Raw genomic sequence first — 22,624 nt, forward strand, 5'->3', positions numbered from 1 at the left:
TAGTGATGAAATATAAAATTACACAAAAACAACATACATTTCCAGACGGGGAGGAATATTTTTTTCTTTCAGTTGATATTTTAGATGAAAATAATGAACGTATTGAAGAACTCAGTTCAAATGTAGATACATTAATTAGCGTTGAATATTTAAGCTATTATTATTTGGAAAAAGGTATTAATCAGGAGGACGGTTATCCTACAGATGATGAAGGTTCTACTTTACATGATACTGGCTCTGGAGTATACTGGCGTATTTATTCTGATAGAACTCTTATTTGGAACAGAATTGATGAGGAAGATAATCTGCCTGTTGAAAAAACATGGATAGACAATAATAAATTACTAAGTATAGGAAAAAAATATTATGAAGTTAAAAAGACTTATGTAAAAGATGAAGGTTACTTAGGCGTCACTGATGAAATATTTGTGATTTAAATATAATAAATAAAAAGCGTAGTATGACGGATTTTAATTCCGTCATACTACGCTTTTTATTTATTCGTTGTTGCGCTTCAACAAGCCTATTACCTCACCAGGGGAAGTATTGTTAAATCGTGAGAGAGATATTTTGCACTCCCTCAATATAAGATTCCAGTTTGCTTTTCTACTATGTTATCTGTCACTAATGAGATACTTTCATTTGCTGTCAGAATGTCATTACACCAATTTTCTATCATTGGTATTGGGGTTTCTTTACTATCATATTTCTTGAAATGAGCCTTAAGGTGCTGAGAATTAAGTACGTATATCAAGCATAAAATATCCTTAGCAGTTCTTTGCTTCTCCGCTGAAGATACTGTACTATAAAAATTTAAATCTTGTAAACTTTTTATATGTTCCTCAGAGTGGCTTTCACCATGCAAAATCAAGCGATACATAAGATTTTCAAAATAATCACTATACTTTTGATTATTCATTGAACTCAATATAGTTTGATCATAAGATATTTCAGCTATTCCCATTCTATATTCAAAGGTTGCAAATGCTTCCAAAGTTCGTCGCATGATATTTCCAATAACTAATTCATATTCATCGCTATTTTGTTGCATTGCATATTGATATATTATCTCCAATAAACTAGTGTATTCATTTCTATAAGGGAGAAATTCTGCTAGTTTAAAATTACTTAATTCTTGTATAGTAGAGAATGTACGTTTTGGGAGATAATTGAATTTGATCTTTTCGGCTTTACTGATTTCTTCAAACTGTTTTTCCAAGTCATAAATTGTCGCTAACTCATGAGAAAAAATAATTATCTTACTTTTTTCATTACCAAGAATAATCTTCAAGAATTCTGACTTTAGATATGATAGAATGCCCACTTTACTTTCTAAATCAAAACTAGATACAGGATCATCTATTATAATGAGTGATTCACTTTGATAAACATCCTTCTCATTTACATCACTCATCATAGATGTAAAAAAATAGCATAAGGCAAGGATATTTCTCTCACCACAAGATATATTGATGGGTTTAACAGCTCTATCGTTTGAATGCAACATATATTTATCATCTTTGGCAATAATAGATAATCTCTTATTTGAAAAAAATACATATTGTAAGCCACGATTAATAAAATCAACAGCGATATGCACACTTTTTTGCTTTTGAATGAGTTCTTCTAGTTGTCCCTTTTTTTCTATTCCTGTCAATCGTAATTGCTCAAGTTTCTGATCATCGCTCCTCTGCTCAAGGCGGAAAGTTTGATATAGTGAATTTTCGTCTTTCAAATCATAGTGTGCTATTTCATCATTTAATTTTAACAAGGATTCTTTAATTAAATCTTTTTTATCAAACTTACCGTTGTACGTAGTGCGCAGTTCTTCTAGCGTACTCATACTTAAATTAAAATCCGAGATGGCCTTAGTGATTTTCAGTGGTTGAGCTTCAACAGACTGATAAACATTACTAATTTTCGAATCAATTAATTTGTTATACTTTTCTACTATGCTATTGATTTTTTCTTTTTTATCTTTACAGGTTTGAAGTATCGCTGCATCTAAATTATTAAATAATGAAAAGTCTGTATCTATAGGAGATATCTTTGCTTTTTTAAGACTTTCAATATGCTCATCTACCGCTTCGTTCAGTACTTTTTCTACACTTATAAGGAGGCTTTCTTTATAACTATTACTCAACTCTTGTAAACAGTATGGGCATTCTGTAAGGAGTGGATTTTTAAACTCTTCTCGTATTTCAATAAAATGGTCTTGCTTTCCGTTTGTACTTAAATCTAAAATTACTTTATCGCGATCAGTTAATTTGGGTTGTTCGATTTTCTCGCTTAATAAATTTAATATCTGTTCTTCATCAAAATGTATTTCTGGCTTTATAACTGGTGTAGTTATTTTTTCCCAATCACCACTTATATGTATTAGCTCTGAAAATTTTCTGTCATATTCAGATTGAAGCTCTTCTCTTGTTTTTGAAGGAGTCAAAGAAATAATTTTCTTCACCACTGAATCATTTACTGGAAGATTTGTTTTTGATGTTTTAATTTTACTTCCTCTTTCAGCCCAATTATTCGCTTCTCTAAGTTTTTTTTGCATGTTATCCCAATATAATTGAGGAGACTTTACATTTCTAATATCTTTATACTCTTTACAAATATTCTCTTGCCCATTATAAATTTCTCTTTCTTTTGCTAATTCTGTTTCAAGAGTCTTGATTTGCGATGCTAAATTTGCCTGCTCCCCGAACATAACAATCGTTTCTAAACCACTGCTTTGCAATCTCACATTTTTCTCAATATACTCTTCATTAAAAATGAAAATTTGATTCTTCATTTCCTCAGTTACTAGTATTGTTTTCCCGCTATTATCATATAGTTCGGCACTTGATATATTTTCAATATTAGAATCAATGATTTTTGAAAATGCTTTTGTAATTGTGCTTTTCCCAGAACCATTTTTTCCATATATAGCAGTCATCCTAACCAAGCTTTTTTTCCCATCTAATAAATTAAATTTAATGTTTGTGTCAAACAATGCATTACTGAACTTTATTCCTCTTAATAATTCAAACATAAAAAAGCTCCTTCCTTTTTGTAACAAAATTTTCTATCCTATAAACATAGTATATCTAGTAAAAAAAGGATATGCAACAAATACATAGAATAGTTGCATGCTACATAAATATTTGTACTTCAAATTAATACTTGTAGAGTATTAAAAAGCATTAAGTTCAGGATAAAAATCCATAACTTAATGCTTCTATACATTATCTGTTTGTTCGTTGTCACTCTCAATAAGTTTATTTACTTCCTTATGAGCTACTACCTAAGTGATGCCTAGTTTTTGCTATTGCCTATTCACGTCTATACTATCAAGATAAGGAATCAGTGACTAACTATTTTATCCAAGCATAACCATACGGCGGCACATCATATTTCCCATCGCGAATCTGTTCACCTGTTAAAAGATTTTCCGTTCCCGCCGTCTCAATCGTAACTACCTGGTCGCTCACATTCGTGTAGCAATAAACATCGCCTCTTTTCAGTGCGAAAACACGGCTATCACTCGGGATAACTTCTTGTGGTTGATATGGATTGAACGAGGCTTCTCCTTGTCGAACTTTCGCCAATTTCTCAAGCCCTGTAAAAATAGCGTGGCGGTACGGGTTCGTTTCTAGTTCGCTTTGTAGTGTCGCCAAATCTAGTTTTTCGCGGTTGATTCGTCTTGGGATTCCGGACGTTTCGGCGGCTTTTTTGTCGTTTCTTGAGCCGAATAGGGAATGATAGTAAATCGCTGGGACGCCCATGACGGAGAATAGGATGTGATGGGCGGCGAGCATTTTTTGAATTGCTAGTTCGTCGGATTCGCCGGTGTTGCGTAGGGCATCGCTGTAATTGATGTTTAGTTCGTAGATGGATTTGCTGCCGTCTGGATTGTTTTTATAGGAAATTTGACCGCCGTTTTGGATGACTTTTTCAGCTAGTTTTTCGCGGTCGGTGTCGGTTAGAATGCCTTCTGTTGGGCGCATGCCGATGCCATCATGGGACGCTAGGAAATTGAAATAGGTCGCCGTTTTGCTCATCGGAGTGATTGTTTTTGCCCAGTTTGTTAGGTGGGTCGCGTCGTGTGTTGTGAAAGCGTGTAATGTGAGTGGCGGCAACGGGAATTGGTAGACTTGATGGGCTTCGTTGTTGCCATCGCCGAAATAGCTGATATTTTCTTTGTGCGGCACGTTGGTTTCTGTAATGATTTGTATATTTGGTGCGAAATAGTCTGTCAGCAAACGCCAAATTTGGATAACGGTATGGGTTTGTGGCAGATGGATGCAAGTCGTGCCGGATTCTTTCCAGAGAAAACCGATGGCGTCTAATCGAATGGATGTGGCGCCACGCGTGATATAGGTGAGTAGCGTTTCGGTTAGGCGGATGAACATTGCTGGGTCTTGGATGTTGACGTCGACTTGGTCTTTGCTGAATGTGGACCAGACTTGTTTTTCGGATGCACCATACGTGTGAAAAAGTGGACTCGTTCTTGGTCGGACAACGTTTGTGGCGTCGAATCCGGATTCTTTTTCCACGAAAGCATGCTCAAATCCTGGTTTTCCTTGTAGGAATTGTTGGAACCAGTCGCTTGATTCGGACATGTGGTTCGCTACGAAATCGTACATGAGTCGGTAATTTCCAGCGAGGTCGTCGATGTCAGACCAGTCGCCGAGTTCTGGGTTGATTTTCAGGTAATCGGTCACGGAAAAACCGTCGTCGGATGTGTAGGGGAACATTGGTAGTAAATGGACGTCCGTGATGATATCGGCGACGGTCTCGTCAAGCATGGTGCGCAAGGCTTGTAGCGGTTTTTGATTGGGTGACTGAATGCTGTCGCCGTACGTGATCAGGTAGATATTTTGCTCATTGAGCGCGGTGGCTTGTGGAATCGTTTGTTGTTCTTGCGTGTCGATGAGTTTTGCTAATCGATTGTTGATATCACTGCGTTTTGGCTCGTCGAAAAGTGTAGCTATGTGGTCGTTTAGCTGCTTATTTAAATCGGATCGCTTCATCGTGTTAGAGCTCCTTTATTTTTAGGGTTAAATGGCTTTGTGGTGCGATTTCTGCTGGGCTATTGATTGGTAATTCGGCCATATTTACGGTGACGTTTGCCCGGCTTGCTTCGATGTTGATTGGCTCGTCCGTTGGGTTGAAAGCGCGTAATATGATACCGTCGCCGTCTTCTGCTTGTTTTAATGTGCTGAAAAAGGCGTTTTCGCTGATTGTGAGTAGGCTCGCGGATGTTGGTAAATTATGCATCGCGGCTGGTTGTGGCAGTTCGAAACGTTCCACTCGTTCTTCAAAACTGTTCAGCGCTTGAAGGTGATAGCTGAGTTGGTGCGTGCGGACGCGTTCGGTTGCGCGGAACCAATCGGCGGTCGTGAAGCTTGCTGTGAAGCGATAATGGTAGCTGAATTCTAGGTCGCCGAGCATCTGCGCGTCTGGTGTTTCCACGACTTTATTGTTGATACCAGAGGCGCGGCCGGGACGCCAAGCGATATTGTCTTTGCCGAGCAGCCCGACACTCCGGAAAAGCGTGAGGGCAAGGTAATTCGTGGTCGCCTCGTATTCTTTCAGGCCTTGTGTCACAACGCCAATCGCGCCTTTATCACTGAGGCTTACGGCAAAATTTTCAAACGGATAAATCGGGACTGGTGCTTCGGCAAAACGGTTTTCGCGCCAGTTTGCAAAATGTGGATTCAGGTTGGCGCGTTTGATGGCGGTGAACGCTTGATCGGCGTAACTTGCCTCGCTATTCGGCGCTTCGAACCTGACGCGGATGCGATGGTTTTTCGTGTTATTTGTAAGGCGATGCTTGATGCCAAGCGTGTCTTCGCCCTTTTTGAGTGTGAACGTGGTCTCAATCTCCGTCCCTTCACCGCGCGTCAATGTATGGCGAATCGTCATTTCCGAAACGAGATCCGACTGCTTCACCGCGATGCATTCCGCCGCACTCGAAAGCTCCGCAATGTCCCCCGCCAGTGGAGAAAAATCATACGAATCGCCGTCATCTGCTACGTCTTCAAATTGCATGAAATTGGACAGTTGCTCGCCGAAATTCGTCGTTAATTGTAATTTCCCAGCGACAACCTCGATCGTATAAAATTCGTTCGCAATTTTGGCGTCAGCTGTTGGCACTACGAGATTCACCGTGCCTTCGATAATTTGCAAAACCTGATAGCTAAGTGGCTCCATCGCGATTTCGGCGCTTACAACCGTGCGATAGTACCCCGGAATTTCGACTTCCTGTTCCCCATTTGCCGTCACTACCACTTTTTTCCCGCCAGAAATGTAATCTTGTAACAGAATCGTTTGCGGTACGACAACGCCTGACATATCCGCCAAACATACCGCTTTTCCTTTCGTGAAAATGACCGTCTCGACTTGTTTTGTCATCGCTTTTGGCAGCAAGTGAAAAACAAGAACGGCGCCGTGTTCCAATTCCGTCCCAATGCCGCGTGCGATTTGCTTTTTCAAAACGTTGATAAGGCTATCACAAATACTCTCGACCTGCTCCAACCGATGCATAATCGCGCGGTTCGTCTCGTCCGAATTGCAACCACCGATAGAATCATGCGCGTGTACATCAAATAACAGTTTAAAAACCTTATCCAGCCAGCGTTTCGGGTACGGCGCGCCATATTTATTCGCCATCACCGCCAATGGTTCCAGCTGATGATATATTTTATCCTCGATTCGGCTATTCGCCAATTTAATATCCACACGCTGCGACCGAATCGTATTGTGAATCCGCGATTTCTGTGACGCAAGCAATTCTCCCTCGATCACCGTCTCGAATTCCTCATTCTCCCACGCGGCTTCCATAAACGTCTCATAATCCGACAACACGAAGCAATAATCCGATTGCTCGGCATTCAACGCCTCCACCGTCTCTGGAAAATGTTCACGCACCAACACCTGATCGCCGCCCGCCGGAAGCAACATGTGCGCCGTCGATGCATTCATTTCCCGCAACGTATCCAAAATCGGCGTCAACGTCCCCGCCACATACGCCGCATCCGTCGCCAAAAATTTCCCCGGTCCATAACCAAAATACATATAGTTCGTCTTCGCCATCACGCCATCCGGAGCAACCCAACGAAAATTCAAATCCGTCGCTACATCCTCGGTGTACAGACCACGCTGCAAAATCGCATATTCCATCCCAAAAGACTGAAATATCGACGGCAAATACGCATTTTGTCCAAATATATCTGGCAAATAACCGATTTTCATACTATGCCCCATTTTCTTCGCAGCACGCGATCCGTATAGCAAATTCCGTACAATCGACTCTTTATGCACAAGTAACGTGTCCGTCTGCGTATACCAAGGCCCAACAAAAAGCCGTTTTTGCGTAATTAATTCCTGCAATTGTTCCTTTTTCTCCGGTAAAATCGCGAGAAAATCCTCGATTACCGACATCTGCGCATCAAAAACGAACGACTTATACGCCTCGTCTTGCTCCAAAACATCGATTAAATGACGCAAATTTTCGATCAGCATCACGTTTGAATCTTCTATTGTAAAATACCATTCACGATCCCAATGCGCATGTGGCACGACGTGAACTATTTTTTGCTCGTTTATCATTTTTAAAACCTCACAATCTCTATAAAAAACGGATTGGGACCCCAAATTTCTGAGTCCCAACATGTCTATTTAATAATCAATTTTTTCGCCGTTACGTTCTTTGCGTTTAATAATCGCGTATCGAATGAAAATATTACCGAATGCGATGATGGCGACACCGACTAGCATGCCGACGAGATAAGCTGGTAAATTCTCAACGAGCGGCCAACCCCAGATTGCTGGAAGTGGTAACCATTGAACCGCGCCAAGTGCCACACCTGTACATGCACCAGCGATTGCGCCGATTATGTTTAACGGAATCGTGATCAGCGGGTTACGAAGCATGAACGGAATCGCACCTTCTGAAATCGCGAGAAAACCGAGCAGGAATGACGTGTTTCCAAGTAATCGCAAGTCTTGTGAAAAGACGCGACGGCCAACGACGAAACGGTCAATAATTGTCGCCAAACCAATGCCTAGCGGTGGAATCACGATCGCCAACACACGCGGTGTCAACGGGAAAATATGATCTGCCGACAAGCCAATCGCAATCGCGCCCGCCGCTTTATTTACCGGTCCACCAAGGTCAAACGCCGTCGCAGCAGCGATCACAGCGGATAAGCTAAGTGTTTCTGATGTGCCCATACTCGCAATCGTGTCCGCAATCCATTTATTCAGATGTCCGAATACCGGATCAATCACGTATAAATTCAGGATAAAAATAACCAAAACACTGATTCCCGGCACGATTAGCATTGGCTTCATCGCCGCCAGATTTTTCGATAATTTGACGCGTTGATTCAAGAATTTTGCAACGTAACCTGCTGTTAGGCCTAGGATTAGCGCTCCTAAGAAACCGCTCGGAATGCCGCCTTCGATGCCCCAAAACGTGTAATGCAAACCGCCTGCGAACAAACCTCCCGCAAAACCTGCGATAAGTCCAACGCGGTCTGCAATCGCATACGCCACGAACATCCCGAACACCGGATAAATGAACTTGAAGAGCATATTGCCAAAACCGTCAAGGTAATGTAGGAATTCCTGCAAACCGCCGACGCTATTGTAGGTCGGGTCGCCAATCATGCCGATATCAAGGCCCAGCGCGTAAACCCACGTCAGCTTCGCGATTCCGAGCATTAAACCTGCCGCAACAATGAGTGGAATCATGTAAGAAATCCCAGTCATGATGGCTGCCGTCATATCTGCGCCGACTTTTTTCCAGCCTGTTTTCTGATTTTTGCTCGCGACAACGCCTTCAGATTCTGCGCTCGCCTCCACTGTTCCATCTGGATCGGATAGGGAGCGAATCAGGATTTCCTTGGCGTGACGCAATGGATCCGCGACTTTGACTTCGACGTAATTTTTTCCAGCAAAGCGTTCTTTCTCTTTGACTTTCGTATCTACGGCAAAAAGAATCGCGTCTGCGCCAGCAATTGCCACCGCATCGTGTGTATCTTCCATCCCGTTCGCGCCTTGTTTTTCAACACGAACATCGATTCCTAGCTCCTTACCGGCCTGTTCCAACGCTTCCGCCGCCATGTAAGTGTGGGCGATGCCTGTCGCGCAAGCCGTGACCGCCAACACCGATTTCCCAGCATATGCCGAATCGCCAGCCACCATTTCCGTCACCGCCGCACCACCAAGCGCCTCAAAAAGTGCTTCTTTACTCGGCGCTGCAAGCAATCCGTCCAAATACGATGCATTCATCAGTCGTCCGCTCAGTTCCGCCAACAATTTCAAATGCGTCGTGCCGGCTTCCTCATCTGGAATCGCTAACAAAAATACGAGCGAAACTTGATTCGTCGGGTCAACAGACTCCCAAACGTTCGCCGCTAATGGTGTTTTCAGTTTTGCCACAGTAAAAATGGCTTTGTTCACGACGCTCGATTTGCCGTGTGGAATTGCCAAACCGCGCTCCATTCCAGTTGCCGAATGCGCCTCACGCTCCAAAACGGCCTTTTGAAACGCCGCTTTATCTGATATATAGCCTTCCTTGTCTAAATGATCCACTAAAAATGAGATTACTTCTTCCTTTGACGTAGCTTCGATGTCGTAGAAAACTAAATTTTGCGTCGTCATCTCTTTTAAATTCATTGTCAATCCTCTTTTCTAAGTTCATGAATTCGCTTACAGATTACCTTTCGAAAGTATAATCGAAGTATAGCATAAAGCAGAAAACCTTTTCATACAGAATTCGTATAATTGTACGGCGCCCACTATGATTCTCTTTTAAATCGTGATAAAGTAGGAAATGAAGCGATTGGAGGTTTTTTGAATGGGAAAAGTAGCAGAGCGTTTCGTCGAGGATATTGCAAATTTGAGCGACTCGGAGAAATACGTTTTTTATTACGCAGATAATCATATCGAACAGGTGAAAAACATCACGCTAACCAATCTGGCCGAAATACTAAATACATCCAACACCACGATTATCCGGATGTGCCACAAGCTGGGTTTGCAAGGCTTTTCGGAATTCAAGTTTATTTTAGCTAGTTTCAGCAATCAAAAAAAGACTCGCGAAAACGGGAGTCTCAAAGAAGATTATTTGGCCCAGCTGACCCAGACCATTCACGCCATCGACCTGCCGAAAATGGATTACATCGCCACGAAAATTCTGAACGCGAGCACCGTGATTGTGGTTTCTGTTGGCTTGACGAAGATGATTGGGGAATATATCGGGAAACGGCTGATTCAGGTTCAGAAACCGACGATGTACGCGTATGAATCCCATATCATTGACCTTTTGCCGAGTTTTATTAAGCCGAATGATGTTATTTTATTCGTTTCAATGAGTGGCGATACGAAGACGCTTGTTCAGGCCGCGCAGAAATTAGAGTACAGTGGTTGTTTTATGTTCGCGATTACAAACCGCGGGGATAGTGCTCTGGCGCAGCTGATGGACACGAATTTGAGCAGTGATATCCCCACGGTTTCTTATGCGGGGTATGATATTACATCGCGTTCTGGACTCATGATTCAAGCGGATATTTTGCTGGAAGTATACTTAAAAAAAATGCTGGAACGCGGGTAAATGATGTTTTTACCCCTCTATCACGCAACAATACGAACTCATCGGCAAAACAGTATCGACCTGAATCAAGTTCGCCTGCGTCAACAGCAACTCCTTAAATTTCGACGGTAACGCGTCTTGTTTTGCGATTTCCTCCGCGATATGATGGACGACAAATGACGCCTCCCAACCTGCATCTTGCATTTCCCGCGTCCAAATATCACCTTCACTCGTCACCTGCCAACCTTGGCTCTGCGCCATTTCCACGATGTCATCCGGCGTGATAAACGTCCGCACATTCGATTCTGTTTCGGACTTAAACGCCTCATATTGCGCCTGCACCAACACCGCCAACAAATGCGATTCCTGCCGCGAATCCGTAAGATGTGGATTCCATTCCGCAAAACAAATCCGCTTCGCCCACTTTTTCAGGACGCGCAGCATTTCTAGAAGCTCGGTTTTGGAGCTGAAATACCAGGACGCATGCGAGATGACTGCGACGTCGAACGTTTCGGTTTCAAACGCCAAATCACCACGCAGAATATCCGTTTCCAGCTTAAATTCAATGCGGCTTCCAAGTTCAGACTGCAACAAATAATACGTCGATTGCGCCAATGTAAATGGTGCACCGTAATCCGGGGACGCAATATCCACCGCAAAAACAGAGCCAGTTTCGCCGACATGATATGCCAATACTGCCGTTGTGTCGCCTTGTCCGCAGCCAACCTCCAGCACCTTGTCGCCCTCTTTTATGCCCCAGAATTCCGCAAGCTTGATGCGGTGCCCTGTTTGTACCGTTTGAATCTCATCCGAAGCCGCATCCCGAAGCATACACGCCACAATTTTTTCCATTTTTGCATTCATATGTAACATCCTTTCTAACTTTACATTTCCCGCGCGATTCTTTACCCCCTCTTTACAGAACCTCAAAACGAATCGGCATTTCACTCGCTATAATAAGGCGTATGAGGAGGGGAAAAATTTGAATAAATTCGTAACTATTACTGGTGTTGTCGTTGTTGGAAGCTCTTTACTACTCGCGGGTTGCGGGCCTACGGATGTGAACTCACTTGCTGCTAAAGAAACCCAAACGCAGGTCAAACCGGGTGGTCAAATTAAGCTGGATGGCGCCGTGAACATTCGCGACCTTGGTGGCTATAAAACCACTGATGGCAAAACGATCAAGCCCCACAAACTGATCCGCGCCGCCGAACTTGCCAATCTTTCCAAAAACGATATCAAAAAGCTGACTTCTACATATGGTCTAGCTGAAATTATCGATTTCCGTACCGATTCTGAGGTGAAAGCGAAGCCTGATCCAGTCATCAAAAACGTCGATTACCTGCACGATTCAATTATGAAGGATAACGGTTCGTCGACAAGCGCGCAAGATATGATCGCCAGCCTCGCCAAAATGGACAATCCCGAACAATTCCTAATCAACGCCAACAAAAGTTTTGTCACCGATCAGCAATCGATCGACGGTTATAAACTTTTCTTCCAAGAACTGCTGGCGAATAAAAATGGCTCCGTACTTTGGCATTGCACCGCCGGCAAAGATCGCACTGGTTTTGGGACGGCACTTGTTCTCGCAGCACTTGGCGTCAATCAAAAAACGATTATGAACGACTATCTACTTTCCAATAAATATCGCGAGGCAGAGAATCAAAAAACGCTCGACGCCCTCGCCAAACAAACCGATAATCCAAAAGTTCTGGCAGGCATGAAAGCCGTGCTCGACGTCCGCCCAGCTTATTTAAACGCCGCGTTCGATGAAATCAACGCCAAGTACGGCAGCACCGACGCATTCCTCGAAAAAGGGCTCGGCTTAACAAGCAAAGATATCAAAGCTCTCAAAAAAGCCTATCTACAATAAATATAAAAATGTGATCAGATTTCGCCAAATTTAGTGCGAGTTGCTGATCACATTTTTATATTCTAGTCTATTTTTTCGCTGTAGAATTTCTCTTTTGCTTTACAAATCGGGCATTTTATCTTGTGTTTCTCATGTGTGCACGACTCATCGCCGCTTGATGTCATCATCTTATAGGCTTTTTTCAGTAGTGGAATCGCGATAACGATCCCGATCAGTGTCATCAATGCGATAAAGCCAATGAAAATAAGCCCAGCCGCGATACCAATCACGAAAATTTTCTTCACCGTGTGTCCTAGATCAAAGCGTTCTTCCTCTTCCATTTTGAATCAGCTCCCTAGATAAAATTTCTTCCAATTTCAGCATAACACGTTACTTCTCAAAATCAAGTAAAAACTGGCCGAGTCCGCCGGTATCGTGATGACCAGCGACAAAATCCGCAATCGCCAGCGTCTCTGGAATGCTGTTCTCCATCGCCACACCCATTTTTGCAAGTTCGATCATGCCGATATCATTCTCGTTGTCACCAAACGCAATCGTCGTTTCCAAATCAAGCCAACCAGCTTCGTCCAAATACGCGAGGCCATGCGATTTATCGATGCCAACATTCATAATATCAATCAGCGTCGTGCCAGAAGCCATCACGGAAAGCGGTAGTTTTGCCAAAGCTTCGCGCACTGCTACACGTTTATCCGCGTCATCCGAAAGCACCAGAACCTTCAGTGCAAACGCGCCAGAACGCACGATTTCTCCGACAACATCCGCCGTCACCGTCAACGGCACCTGCTCGTTTTCAGGAAGCGTCTTATTCGCCTCGACAAACCCAGCAATTTTCCCCGTCACCGTCGGCCCAACAATCCGCTCCGTCGTGTACACATGATAATCCACGCCAAAACCGCGCACCAGCTCAATCACCTGTGCCAGTAAATCATACGAAATATCACTTTTCATCAGGATTTCATTCTTCCCAAAATCACGAACAAGCGCGCCGTTACACGAAATAACCGGCATCGTGATCCCAAGTTCATGAATAAAAGGCATAATCGCCAAATCCAGCCGACCTGTTGCCAGCACTAATTTTTTGCCACGTTTCTGCCAATCTAGTAGCACCTCTTTATTTAAAGGTTGAATCACCGCGCCACCTTTTGCAAGCAGCGTTCCATCCATATCCGTTACAACCGTTTCCATTATCAAATCACCCTTCCACACTCGTTTGAAACGCCTCATCAGTGGACGTCATTACTACTCGAATTATAAAGGAGTTTACGTAACTTGTCACGCCTTCCCATCATTTTATCTGGGCTTTTTTTGATGTTAAATAAGTGTTTCTTATCCTCCTTGTATACATGTTACTTATATATTAAAAAGCCAACTAACTACTTCAGTTAGCCGGCTTTTCATTCTTTTGAAAAATAACTTTTACCGTTTCTAAGAGTTTTGTGAGCAAAGAAGCTGGTACGGTTTCTACATAATTATATTTGCGAGCATTATAATCTATTGTGACCAGTTGATCTAGCAATACTTTCCCTGTAGTTTCTGTACCACTTAGGGAAACATACAAAGGATAGGATCTCGACGTATTACTTATTGGAGCAAAGACAGCAATATTGGCATAGTCACTTACTAATCGATGGCTGAGGCAAATATAGGGCCGATAACCTTGTTGTTCATGACCTTGTTTGGGATTTAGGTTAATCTTGATGATATCACCTTGTCTTACCATTTTTCATCCCCCATTGGTTCAAATTCTTGTAGCTTTGTTTGGAAAGTCTCACCCTCGTAATTTGCGAATAAATCTTCAATAGTCAACTCAGCCACTGTTTTGGTAAGAATCATTTGATTATCAACAACTTCAATATTTAGACTGTCATTCTCATGTATATTTAGAGCATTTAAAATATTATTGGGGAGACGTACAGCCTTGCTATTCCCCCACTTTTTAATACTGACGGTGGTCATGAAAATCCCTCCTTCACTTATAAATTTATTATAGCATAATGTGTCTACATTGTATATACTTATCAGCGCTTTATTATTTCTAAAAATTCCCGATTTTACCTTTAATCAGTATCTGTTGTTCAACCCCCGAGACATTTAATATCTCATCATTCGGCAACTTTGTATTTGGAAAAGTATCACCGCTTGGAGTCAAAGTCAATTTTCACATATAATCTATTTAAAACAATGTGTCGTATATTTCCCCAGTTTCCCCTCGATGTTACCGGAAATAAGCCTATCCTATACCCCCAACTCAAAGGAAAAACGTATAAAAGTATTGATATGTCTCGGTTTTTACCCTTTCAAACGCGCCCGTTGCTTCATCTAATCCCAGTTCCAACATTAAAATAAGATGTGAACAAACTGTGAACTCGATAAATTTTGTCGTCAAATGTACATTTTTTCGCTAGCCAAAGAAATTGATACCTTGTACAATGGAAAGTAAGCATATTAAAAAGGGGAGACACTCATGTACCTAAAAGAAAAATCGATTAGCATCGCGCTTGTATTTGGACTGACTTTTTCAACTGTAAGTCCTGTTTTCGCCGAGGAAATGACATCCCAACAAGATTCACAGCAACAACGTGATTGGGAAGTCACTGAAGTAGCAGCAAAACCTAATGTTCACGTAACACAAGGTTATTACATTATTCCAGCTGATTTTGTGCAAATTTTTAGCCAAGATCGCGCTCCAGTCTTAACTTACAAGGATGGTGTAGTAGCAAAGAACGACACAGTGGGAACTTTTGACACAACGATTGTCGTTACTTTCAATGACGGAACATCGAAGGAAATCACGGTCAACTATACAGTGGACGCAGATCCGAGCGTAACACCTACGCCCGATCCAGACCCTGTAAAACCTGATCCTGACAAACCGGTTACGCCAGATCCTGATCCAGTAGAACCTGTGAAGCCTGATCCGGAGAAACCTGTGGATCCTGTAAAACCTGATCCAGAGAAGCCTGTAGATCCTGAAAAACCTGTAACTCCTGATCCAGAGAAACCGGTAGATCCTGAAAAGCCTGTAACTCCTGATCCTGAAAAACCTGTGAAACCAGAAACAACTGAGTTTGCGACAGCGAAAAACAACGTTACATTGGAACTAAACGATGCAACAGCAACTCCAAGTACTTTTGTAACGAAAGATGCTGCTAACGTGACACTTTCATTCAAAACACAACTAGTAACTAACAAACTTGGCGCACAGTCTGTACAAATTTTGGCAACAAATGGTTCAGATTCAAAAACAATCACGGTTAATTACACAGTCGTAGACACAACGAAACCTGCTATCAGTCAAGATGGCGATGTTTTCTACGTGTGGCCGGGTGAAGAATGGACTGCCGAAGAATTAGTAAACGCGACGGATAACTCTGGTTATGTGAAAGTTTACTTCCAAAACGGCGCTACGCACTTAGACACATCAAACGTTGGCGCATCAAGCACAGTGATTGTAGCTGAAGACGCTAGCGGTAACATTTCTACACTTAATTTCCAATACCAAGTAATCTCTGTGACGGGCATCATGCTTTATTCTGCGCCATCTGTCAACTTTGATATGAGTACAGATACAGATATTTACGGTGGTACAGAGCCAGATACAACGCTTTTCGTTATTACAGAGGAGAGCGAAGAAGTTCTTGCTGAAACACGCGTGGACTACTCTGGTAGCTATCATGCCGTTCTTGATCGCGCACTACAACCTGGTGAAACAGCTTACCTGATTGCAGTCGATGATAACGGTGGTGTCAGTGACGTAACGCACTACACGTACGGTACGAAACAAGTGCAAGAAGTGAAATCAGCATCGATTTCTAAAGCTCCGGCGAACGAAAGCGTACAAACAGAGCAACAGCAAACACAAACACAAGCTGCTGGATCTGAAATTGTACCGGCAAGAGTAGAAGAGTTACCAAAAACAGGAGATTCCAACACAAACGGATTTGTTATCTTCGGTCTACTACTTTCTGCAACAGCTTTATTCTACATGAGAAAACGCTAAATATAAAAAAGACGCAAAATCCAATTTTGCGTCTTTTTTTTTGCGCGTTCAGCTAAAGCTAATCAACTTTTGCGCCCACTGTTCCCCGACTCCGACCGCGTGCGTCTTACTCCCATCCTGATTGAAAAACAACAACAAATCATCATTTCCCAGCTCAATAACTAGCTGCGCCTTCTTCTTTTTTCGCATCAAAATCACCGTCATGATCTCCGCTTCCATCCAACGATACTTCAAATCATCTGTTAAAAAAACGTACATCTCCAATCCTGAATTCTTATAAATCTCCATCAAATGCAGCATCTTCGGGTAATTGGACGGTACATTTTTCACGAGTATGTATTTCTTTTTCAGCGATATCTCCTCACACGCAAGCTCCGGAAACTCCATCTCAAAATCGGCAAGCTTCCAAATCTTCGTCGTGAATAGAATTGATACATTGCTTTCATGGAAATCCTGGTGTTGCAGTTTTTTCAGAATGTGTGGTTCTGTCGAGATCTTATGAAATTGGATTTCCTCGATTCTAAATGGAAAATAATTCACTAAAGAACTCATTTCTCAGCCTCCTAAAAGATATATTCATAACCAAAAAACAGCTTGATTTTCGCGTTCACGAACGAAAAAGCTACATTCACGACTAAAAAAAGCTTTTTCTACATATGTGTATTATAATACAAATGGGAACAATAAAAAAATATTTTAAAAGGGAGCGAAACATTTTTATGGGCACATTTCTGTCTTTGATTGGATTTTTAGGTTTTTTCTATGCTATTGTTATGTTAATTCTGGGTATCTTTATCCGCGGGAAACAACTATTTAGACGAAAGCTTAATTTTATTATTTTGGGGAGCTCGCTGGTTTTAGCTATAATCGGCGGTAGTTTAATGCCCACAACACAAACAGCGTCTGAGCCTAAACCGGAAGTAAAAAGCGCAGAGGTTCAGGCGAAAAAGCAAGAAGATGCAAAACAAGCGTTGAAGGAAAAACAGGATAAGCTAGCCGTAGCAAAGGTCGAACAACAGAAAAAAGAGCAAGCGCAAATCGCCAAGGACAAAGCAATCGCTGACCAAAAGGCGCAAGATTTAAAAATTCAGCAAGAGCAACAAGCCAAATTAGCAGCCGATCAAAAAGCTGCCCAAGCCGCAGAGAAAGAAATGCAAGCGGAAGAAGCACAGAAAGCGAAAGAAAAACAGGAGCAACAACAGCAAGAACAACAACAGCGTGAGAAACAAGAAGCGCAAGCCAAACAAGCAGCTCCTTCTACTGGCGGTAACAGCAGTGGCGGGACTCAATACGTTGATGCCAATGGTCAAGGGACGATTAAGGGTAGCGTTAATCACATTTACCACGTACCTGGTGGAACTTACTATAATCGTACGAAAAATGTTGTTGCTTGGTTTAAAACAACAGCAGAAGCGGAGGCTGCAGGATATCGCGCCTCAGAACGCTAAAACAAGGTAAAAAACTGCGTAAATAATGAACCTAAGATTCATTATTTACGCAGTTTTTTTACGCTCCCTTTTGCCTAAGTTTTCATATTTATTCAATCCTCTAAAATCCTATTTTGCCCGCTGTATACGCTAAACTCATCGCCGCGTATAAAACCAACCGCCGTAATATTGAGTTCCAGCGCCATTTCTATCGCAAGTTCCGTCGGTGCCGAGCGCGATAATATGATACCGCAACCGATTTTCGCAGTTTTCACTAAAATCTCCGAGGATATCCGACCGCTGAAAATGATCGCCTTGTCCGTCATCGGGATTTCAGATTTCAAGCAATGACCGTAAATTTTATCAAGCGCGTTATGCCGCCCAATGTCCATCCGCACGCAAATCACCTCATCACGACTGCAAAGCGCGGCGTTATGCACACCGCCTGTTTTACGGAATGTGTCGGAATCTGCTTCAAATCGTGACATCAAATCAAAAATTTCAGCTGGGCGTAACGCTAAATCCGTCTCATTCCGCGTCTCGACAAGTGATGCGTCCGACTGGAAATAGAAATTCTCGCGCGATTTCCCGCAACAAGACGTGATATAGCGCTTCGCACGATATTTGGCATTAAATTTATTCACAAAGTTCGCGCTAACTTTCGCGTGCCCCGTCGCCTCAATGATTTCGACGCGATCAATATCCGCAACACCGCGCACAATCCCCTCCGAAGTCAGAAATCCAATCACCAAATCCTCCGCATATTCCGGCGTGCAGACAATCGTCACCAGCTCCTCCTCGTTCACATAAATCGTCAACGGATACTCCACGGCTACCGTCGCCACGTCATCAAACATATGTCCCTCTTTAAAACGCCGAATCCCAAGTCCCGCAGTCGTTTCCATCCTCGTCCCCACCTAACGAAATTAAAATTTATACAAAACAAGCAGAAGCCGCCTATCCATTATTTCAGGGTAAGACGTACATTCTGCTTTAAACAAATCGAGCGAAAGCGTTTGTATCCTACTAGTTTGGTGGAAGCCGGAAGCGGAGCATACTGGTGTATGTGATGACTGAAAACAGGGAGAGGGTAGTTTCCTCGACCATGTAAGAAGTTAAGCGTAGCAAGTATTGCGTAGCCGAACCGGAAGTCCGCCAAACTAGTAGGATGCGAGCGCTTGCCGCCGATTTATCTCTACTATGCTCTATTTAAGCTCCTGTCCGACACCCTTTAAAAATGCCAAACCATATCGTAACGCCCGATTCACATCAGGGTCCTTCATCGCTCGTGCCAGTCCAAAAAGTCCCAGCGTCGTGTCCTCTTTCAAGCTCTCATTCGCCTTCGCCTGCGCGTTCGCAAGTCCAGCCAACATTTTCTCCGTCTGCTCTGGCTTCGTATCCGTCAATAATTTACTCGTCATCATCAAATTATTAATCGCATTCGTCGCCGGTTCTTTCCGAGCCTCATTCAAAAATGTCGTCGCGATATCCTCTTTCGCCTTCAAAGCACTGTTCAACATATCCAGCGCACCAGAGTCATGCAACGCCTTCACCAGCTCCAAAACTTCCATGAAAGCCGCGTCATCCGTCGCAATCTGGTCCTTAATCGCCGTCATTTTATCCTGTTTTATCTGATCATCCGTTTTTTCCACACGGCGAATTTTTGAAATTGGTTCTGCCATCAAGATTCACTCCCTTTTTTGCATCCACAGTTGCCACCACAAGCACAGTTATGTTTCGAAATCGGTTGGTAATCTGCACGCGCCCACTTGCGTTCAATCTCCACACCATTTTGCGGGAATCTCGCCGCATTTCGTGGATTATGTTTCGGTAGCGGATTCTCACCACATTTTTGCAATACCTCCAAGTTGACCTTCGTTTGTTTGTAGGCCGGCGTCTTCGTCCGCACATCGCCCGCGCTAGACGTCAATAAGTTGACCGCCGTTTCGTGGCTGGTCGAGTGCATCGGCAAGTAAACCTCATTTTCGCGAACCCGATCCGTCACGACCGCATGCACCTTAATGTGACCGTACGGCGACGTCAAACGCACCAGCGAACCGTCTTCGATACCACGTTTTTGCGCCAATTCCTTCGATACCTCTACAAAAACTTCTGGTAATTTGTAATCCAAGCCTTTCGTTTTATGCGTCAAATTCCCTTCATGGAACTGCTCCAACAAACGGCCATTGTTCAGCGTTAGATCGAACTCTTTCGGGAATTCAATCGGCGCAATGTACGGCAAGACAGAGAATTTCGCTTTGCCATCTGGGAAGTTGAAACGTTCTTCATAAAGTAGCGGCATATCCACACCATCCGCCGAAACTGGCCAAACGAGGCTATCAAAACCTTGCATCCGGTCATAACTCACACCTGCAAAGAATGGTGCCAGACTCGCAACTTCATCCATAATCTCGCTCGGATGCGTGAAGTTCCAGTTGCCACCACACGCGTTCGCCACTTCTTGAATGATCCACCAGTCCGGTTTCGAATCACCAAGCGGCTCCAATACTTCATATAAGCGCTGCACACGGCGCTCCGTATTCGTAAACGTGCCATCTTTTTCAAGCGAAGGCGATGCCGGTAAAACGACATCAGCAAATTGCGCCGTCTTCGATAAAAAGACATCCTGAACCACGAAGAAATCGAGTTTTGCGAGCGTATCTTGGACATGGTTCGTATTCGAATCCACCCAAGCCATCTCTTCCCCAATCAAGTACATCGCTTTAAGCGTCCCAGCCTCGATTGCATCTAACATTTCATTATTTTTCAGTCCCGGTACTTCCGAAATTTCCACGCCATACGCTTCCGAGAAACGCGCGCGAACTTCTGGATTTAGAAGCGACTGCACGCCTGGCAATACGTTTGGCAAGGATCCCATATCACAAGCCCCTTGTACGTTATTGTGCCCACGAAGCGGATACGCACCCGCGCCATGACGACCAAAGTTCCCCGTCACGAGCAGCAAGTTCGAAATCGCCGCCGACGTATGCGAGCCCGCAATATTTTGCGTCACACCCATACCCCAACAAATCGCCGTGCCATCAGCCTCGTGTACCATTTGCGCCACATTTTTCAGCGTCTCAATCGAAAGCCCCGTCTCTTTTTCCGCATACTCTAACGTAAACGGCGCGAGGAACGTCATGTAATCCGCCACATTCGAAATCCGCGCTTCCATAAACGGCGCATCATGCCAGCCCATATCAATCATGTACTTCGCAACCGCCGTCAACCACACGAAATCCGTGCCCTGTTTCGGACGAATAAACAAGTCCGCGCGCTCCGCCATCTCATGTTTCCGAAGATCCGAAACCATCAATTTCTGGCCGTTCAATTTCTGCGCCCGCTTCATCCGACTTGCAAGAACCGGATGCCCATCCGCTGGCGAACAACCGACCAAAATCACAAGTCCCGCCGTCTCAATATCTTCCGCAGTCCCTGAATCCGCCCCAATTCCGACCGTATTCGTCAAACCATCCGACGCCGGCGCCTGGCAATAACGCGAACAATTATCCACATTATTCGTCTCAAACACTTGGCGAGACAATTTTTGCATTAAATAATTCTCCTCATTTGTCGTTTTAGAAGAAGAAATAAAGCCAAGCGAATCATTGCCGAACTCATCACGCAAACTACCCAAACGCTCCGCAATCAAAGCAATCGCTTCTTCCCACGTAGCCTCCACAAACTCATCACCTTGACGAATCAGCGGTGACGTCAAACGCTGGTCACTATTCACAAAGTCCCAACCAAATTTACCCTTCACACACGTCGCAAACTTGTTCACAGGACCTTCACCAGTCGGCTCCACTTTCAAGATTTGGCGACCTTTCGTCCAAACCTCAAACGTACACCCAACTCCGCAGAACGTACAAACTGTTTTCGTTTTCTTCGTCCGCGTATCCCGCATCGATTTTTCCATTTCCGACAACGCGAAAACCGTTTGGTACGGCGGCTCCACTTTTTTAACCATATCGATCATTGGCTCCAGAACTTCCTCGCCAATTCCTGTCATAAACCCAGCTTGGCCGAGCATCGATTTCTCCATCATCGCATTACAAGGACAAACCGTCGAACAAAGCCCACACGACACGCACGACGACATATTCGCCGGACGATCATCATCCCAAATAACCCGAGGCTGCGGTCGATCCCAGTCAATCGAAAGCGTTTCATTCACCTGCACACTCTGACACGCCTCAACACAGCGCCCACAAAGAATACACTGATCCGGATCATAACGATAGAACGGATGCGAGAAGTCATTGATATAACCCTTCTCACGGAATGGCCGTTCCTGCGTATCCACCTCAAGCAATTCCGCCGTATTATGTACCCGACAGTTCCCATTATTATTATCACAAACCGTACAATACAACATATGATTCTCCAAAATCCGGTCCATCGCCTCAAGCTGCGCCTCTTTCGCCTTTTCCGAATCCAACTTAATCTCCATCGCATCCTTGAAATCCGTACTACAAGCCCGCATCAGTTCACCATCGACTTCACACATACACGTATCACACGACTGAATCGCGCCCATCTGCTTACTATAACAAATATGCGGATGATGCACACCCTCGTCATTCAAATAATCTAAAATCCGCGTACCTTCCTCCACATCATGCGCCTTGCCGTTAATCTTCACCGTGACTTTTACCTTCGCACCCATCCAAAAATCCCTCCTTGAAAACTAAGAACTCATGCCAATTAGTTAGAAACACTTGCCCCCCCTCACAAAC

18 protein-coding genes are annotated in these 22,624 nt (G+C 43.7%); 5 read left to right on the forward strand and 13 right to left on the reverse strand.

Annotated features, from left to right (window positions below; all coding sequences use genetic code 11):
- Positions 1 to 5 precede the first annotated feature (5 nt).
- Positions 6 to 437, forward strand: a complete 432-nt coding sequence (locus tag HCJ66_RS04285) for a hypothetical protein (RefSeq protein WP_187132047.1) — start codon at positions 6 to 8, stop codon at positions 435 to 437.
- A 143-nt stretch (positions 438 to 580) separates the two neighbouring features.
- Here HCJ66_RS04285 and HCJ66_RS04290 read toward each other — a convergent pair whose 3' ends face one another.
- From HCJ66_RS04290 to HCJ66_RS04305, 4 genes are all read right to left on the reverse strand, one after another.
- Complete coding sequence (locus HCJ66_RS04290; protein ID WP_187132048.1) at positions 581 to 3,031, reverse strand: AAA family ATPase; 2,451 nt, start codon at positions 3,029 to 3,031, stop codon at positions 581 to 583.
- Positions 3,032 to 3,353: 322 nt separating this feature from the next.
- The gene (locus HCJ66_RS04295; RefSeq protein ID WP_187132049.1) at positions 3,354 to 5,012 is read right to left on the reverse strand and encodes a sugar phosphorylase; all 1,659 of its coding nucleotides are present in this window, start codon (positions 5,010 to 5,012) and stop codon (positions 3,354 to 3,356) included.
- A 4-nt stretch (positions 5,013 to 5,016) separates the two neighbouring features.
- A complete protein-coding gene (locus HCJ66_RS04300) occupies positions 5,017 to 7,593 on the reverse strand; it encodes a glycoside hydrolase family 38 N-terminal domain-containing protein (RefSeq protein ID WP_187132050.1) in 2,577 nt (858 codons plus the stop codon).
- 69 nt (positions 7,594 to 7,662) lie between these two features.
- Complete coding sequence (locus HCJ66_RS04305) at positions 7,663 to 9,666, reverse strand: fructose-specific PTS transporter subunit EIIC (RefSeq protein ID WP_187132051.1); 2,004 nt, start codon at positions 9,664 to 9,666, stop codon at positions 7,663 to 7,665.
- 181 nt (positions 9,667 to 9,847) lie between these two features.
- Between HCJ66_RS04305 and HCJ66_RS04310 the strand changes: the two genes are divergently transcribed.
- On the forward strand, positions 9,848 to 10,603 hold the full coding sequence (locus tag HCJ66_RS04310) for a MurR/RpiR family transcriptional regulator (RefSeq protein ID WP_187132052.1): 756 nt from the start codon (positions 9,848 to 9,850) through the stop codon (positions 10,601 to 10,603).
- A 9-nt stretch (positions 10,604 to 10,612) separates the two neighbouring features.
- On the opposite strand, the gene HCJ66_RS04315 is transcribed toward HCJ66_RS04310, so the two are convergent.
- A complete protein-coding gene (locus HCJ66_RS04315) occupies positions 10,613 to 11,446 on the reverse strand; it encodes a methyltransferase domain-containing protein (RefSeq protein WP_246438556.1) in 834 nt (277 codons plus the stop codon).
- Positions 11,447 to 11,564: 118 nt separating this feature from the next.
- On the opposite strand from HCJ66_RS04315, the gene HCJ66_RS04320 reads away from it, so the two are divergent.
- Positions 11,565 to 12,458, forward strand: coding sequence for a tyrosine-protein phosphatase (locus tag HCJ66_RS04320; protein ID WP_187132053.1), 894 nt, complete (start codon positions 11,565 to 11,567; stop codon positions 12,456 to 12,458).
- Positions 12,459 to 12,520: 62 nt separating this feature from the next.
- Here HCJ66_RS04320 and HCJ66_RS04325 read toward each other — a convergent pair whose 3' ends face one another.
- The 4 genes from HCJ66_RS04325 to HCJ66_RS04340 form a co-directional block, all read right to left on the reverse strand.
- Positions 12,521 to 12,778 (reverse strand): hypothetical protein, encoded by a 258-nt coding sequence (locus HCJ66_RS04325; RefSeq protein ID WP_187132054.1) that lies wholly within the window; start codon positions 12,776 to 12,778, stop codon positions 12,521 to 12,523.
- Between the two features lie 49 nt (positions 12,779 to 12,827).
- Positions 12,828 to 13,643 carry a Cof-type HAD-IIB family hydrolase gene (locus HCJ66_RS04330; RefSeq protein WP_246438559.1) on the reverse strand — a complete coding sequence of 272 codons (816 nt, stop codon included), beginning with the start codon at positions 13,641 to 13,643 and terminating at the stop codon, positions 12,828 to 12,830.
- Between the two features lie 193 nt (positions 13,644 to 13,836).
- The gene (locus tag HCJ66_RS04335; protein ID WP_187132056.1) at positions 13,837 to 14,178 is read right to left on the reverse strand and encodes a type II toxin-antitoxin system PemK/MazF family toxin; all 342 of its coding nucleotides are present in this window, start codon (positions 14,176 to 14,178) and stop codon (positions 13,837 to 13,839) included.
- The gene (locus tag HCJ66_RS04340) at positions 14,172 to 14,414 is read right to left on the reverse strand and encodes an AbrB/MazE/SpoVT family DNA-binding domain-containing protein (RefSeq protein WP_185424846.1); all 243 of its coding nucleotides are present in this window, start codon (positions 14,412 to 14,414) and stop codon (positions 14,172 to 14,174) included. The genes HCJ66_RS04335 and HCJ66_RS04340 overlap by 7 nt, the downstream gene beginning before the upstream one ends.
- A 508-nt stretch (positions 14,415 to 14,922) precedes the next feature.
- Here HCJ66_RS04340 and HCJ66_RS04345 point away from each other — a divergent pair.
- Positions 14,923 to 16,458: an LPXTG cell wall anchor domain-containing protein gene (locus HCJ66_RS04345; protein WP_187132114.1), complete on the forward strand. Its 1,536-nt coding sequence runs from the start codon at positions 14,923 to 14,925 to the stop codon at positions 16,456 to 16,458.
- A 48-nt stretch (positions 16,459 to 16,506) separates the two neighbouring features.
- On the opposite strand, the gene HCJ66_RS04350 is transcribed toward HCJ66_RS04345, so the two are convergent.
- Positions 16,507 to 17,010: a hypothetical protein gene (locus HCJ66_RS04350; RefSeq protein WP_187132057.1), complete on the reverse strand. Its 504-nt coding sequence runs from the start codon at positions 17,008 to 17,010 to the stop codon at positions 16,507 to 16,509.
- A 167-nt stretch (positions 17,011 to 17,177) separates the two neighbouring features.
- Here HCJ66_RS04350 and HCJ66_RS04355 point away from each other — a divergent pair, with 167 nt between their 5' ends.
- Positions 17,178 to 17,906 (forward strand): sunset domain-containing protein, encoded by a 729-nt coding sequence (locus tag HCJ66_RS04355; RefSeq protein WP_187132058.1) that lies wholly within the window; start codon positions 17,178 to 17,180, stop codon positions 17,904 to 17,906.
- Between the two features lie 92 nt (positions 17,907 to 17,998).
- On the opposite strand, the gene fdhD is transcribed toward HCJ66_RS04355, so the two are convergent.
- From fdhD to fdhF, 3 genes are all read right to left on the reverse strand, one after another.
- Complete coding sequence (fdhD, locus tag HCJ66_RS04360) at positions 17,999 to 18,790, reverse strand: formate dehydrogenase accessory sulfurtransferase FdhD (RefSeq protein WP_187132059.1); 792 nt, start codon at positions 18,788 to 18,790, stop codon at positions 17,999 to 18,001.
- 300 nt (positions 18,791 to 19,090) lie between these two features.
- Entirely contained in the window at positions 19,091 to 19,567 is a 477-nt protein-coding gene (locus tag HCJ66_RS04365; RefSeq protein WP_187132060.1) for a helical membrane plugin domain-containing protein, read from the reverse strand.
- Positions 19,567 to 22,554, reverse strand: a complete 2,988-nt coding sequence (gene fdhF, locus HCJ66_RS04370) for a formate dehydrogenase subunit alpha (protein ID WP_187132061.1) — start codon at positions 22,552 to 22,554, stop codon at positions 19,567 to 19,569. The genes HCJ66_RS04365 and fdhF overlap by 1 nt, the downstream gene beginning before the upstream one ends.
- Positions 22,555 to 22,624 lie beyond the last annotated feature (70 nt).

It is taken from the genome of Paenilisteria portnoyi, assembly GCF_014322795.1.
Classification (GTDB): Bacteria; Bacillota; Bacilli; order Lactobacillales; family Listeriaceae; genus Listeria_A; species Listeria_A portnoyi.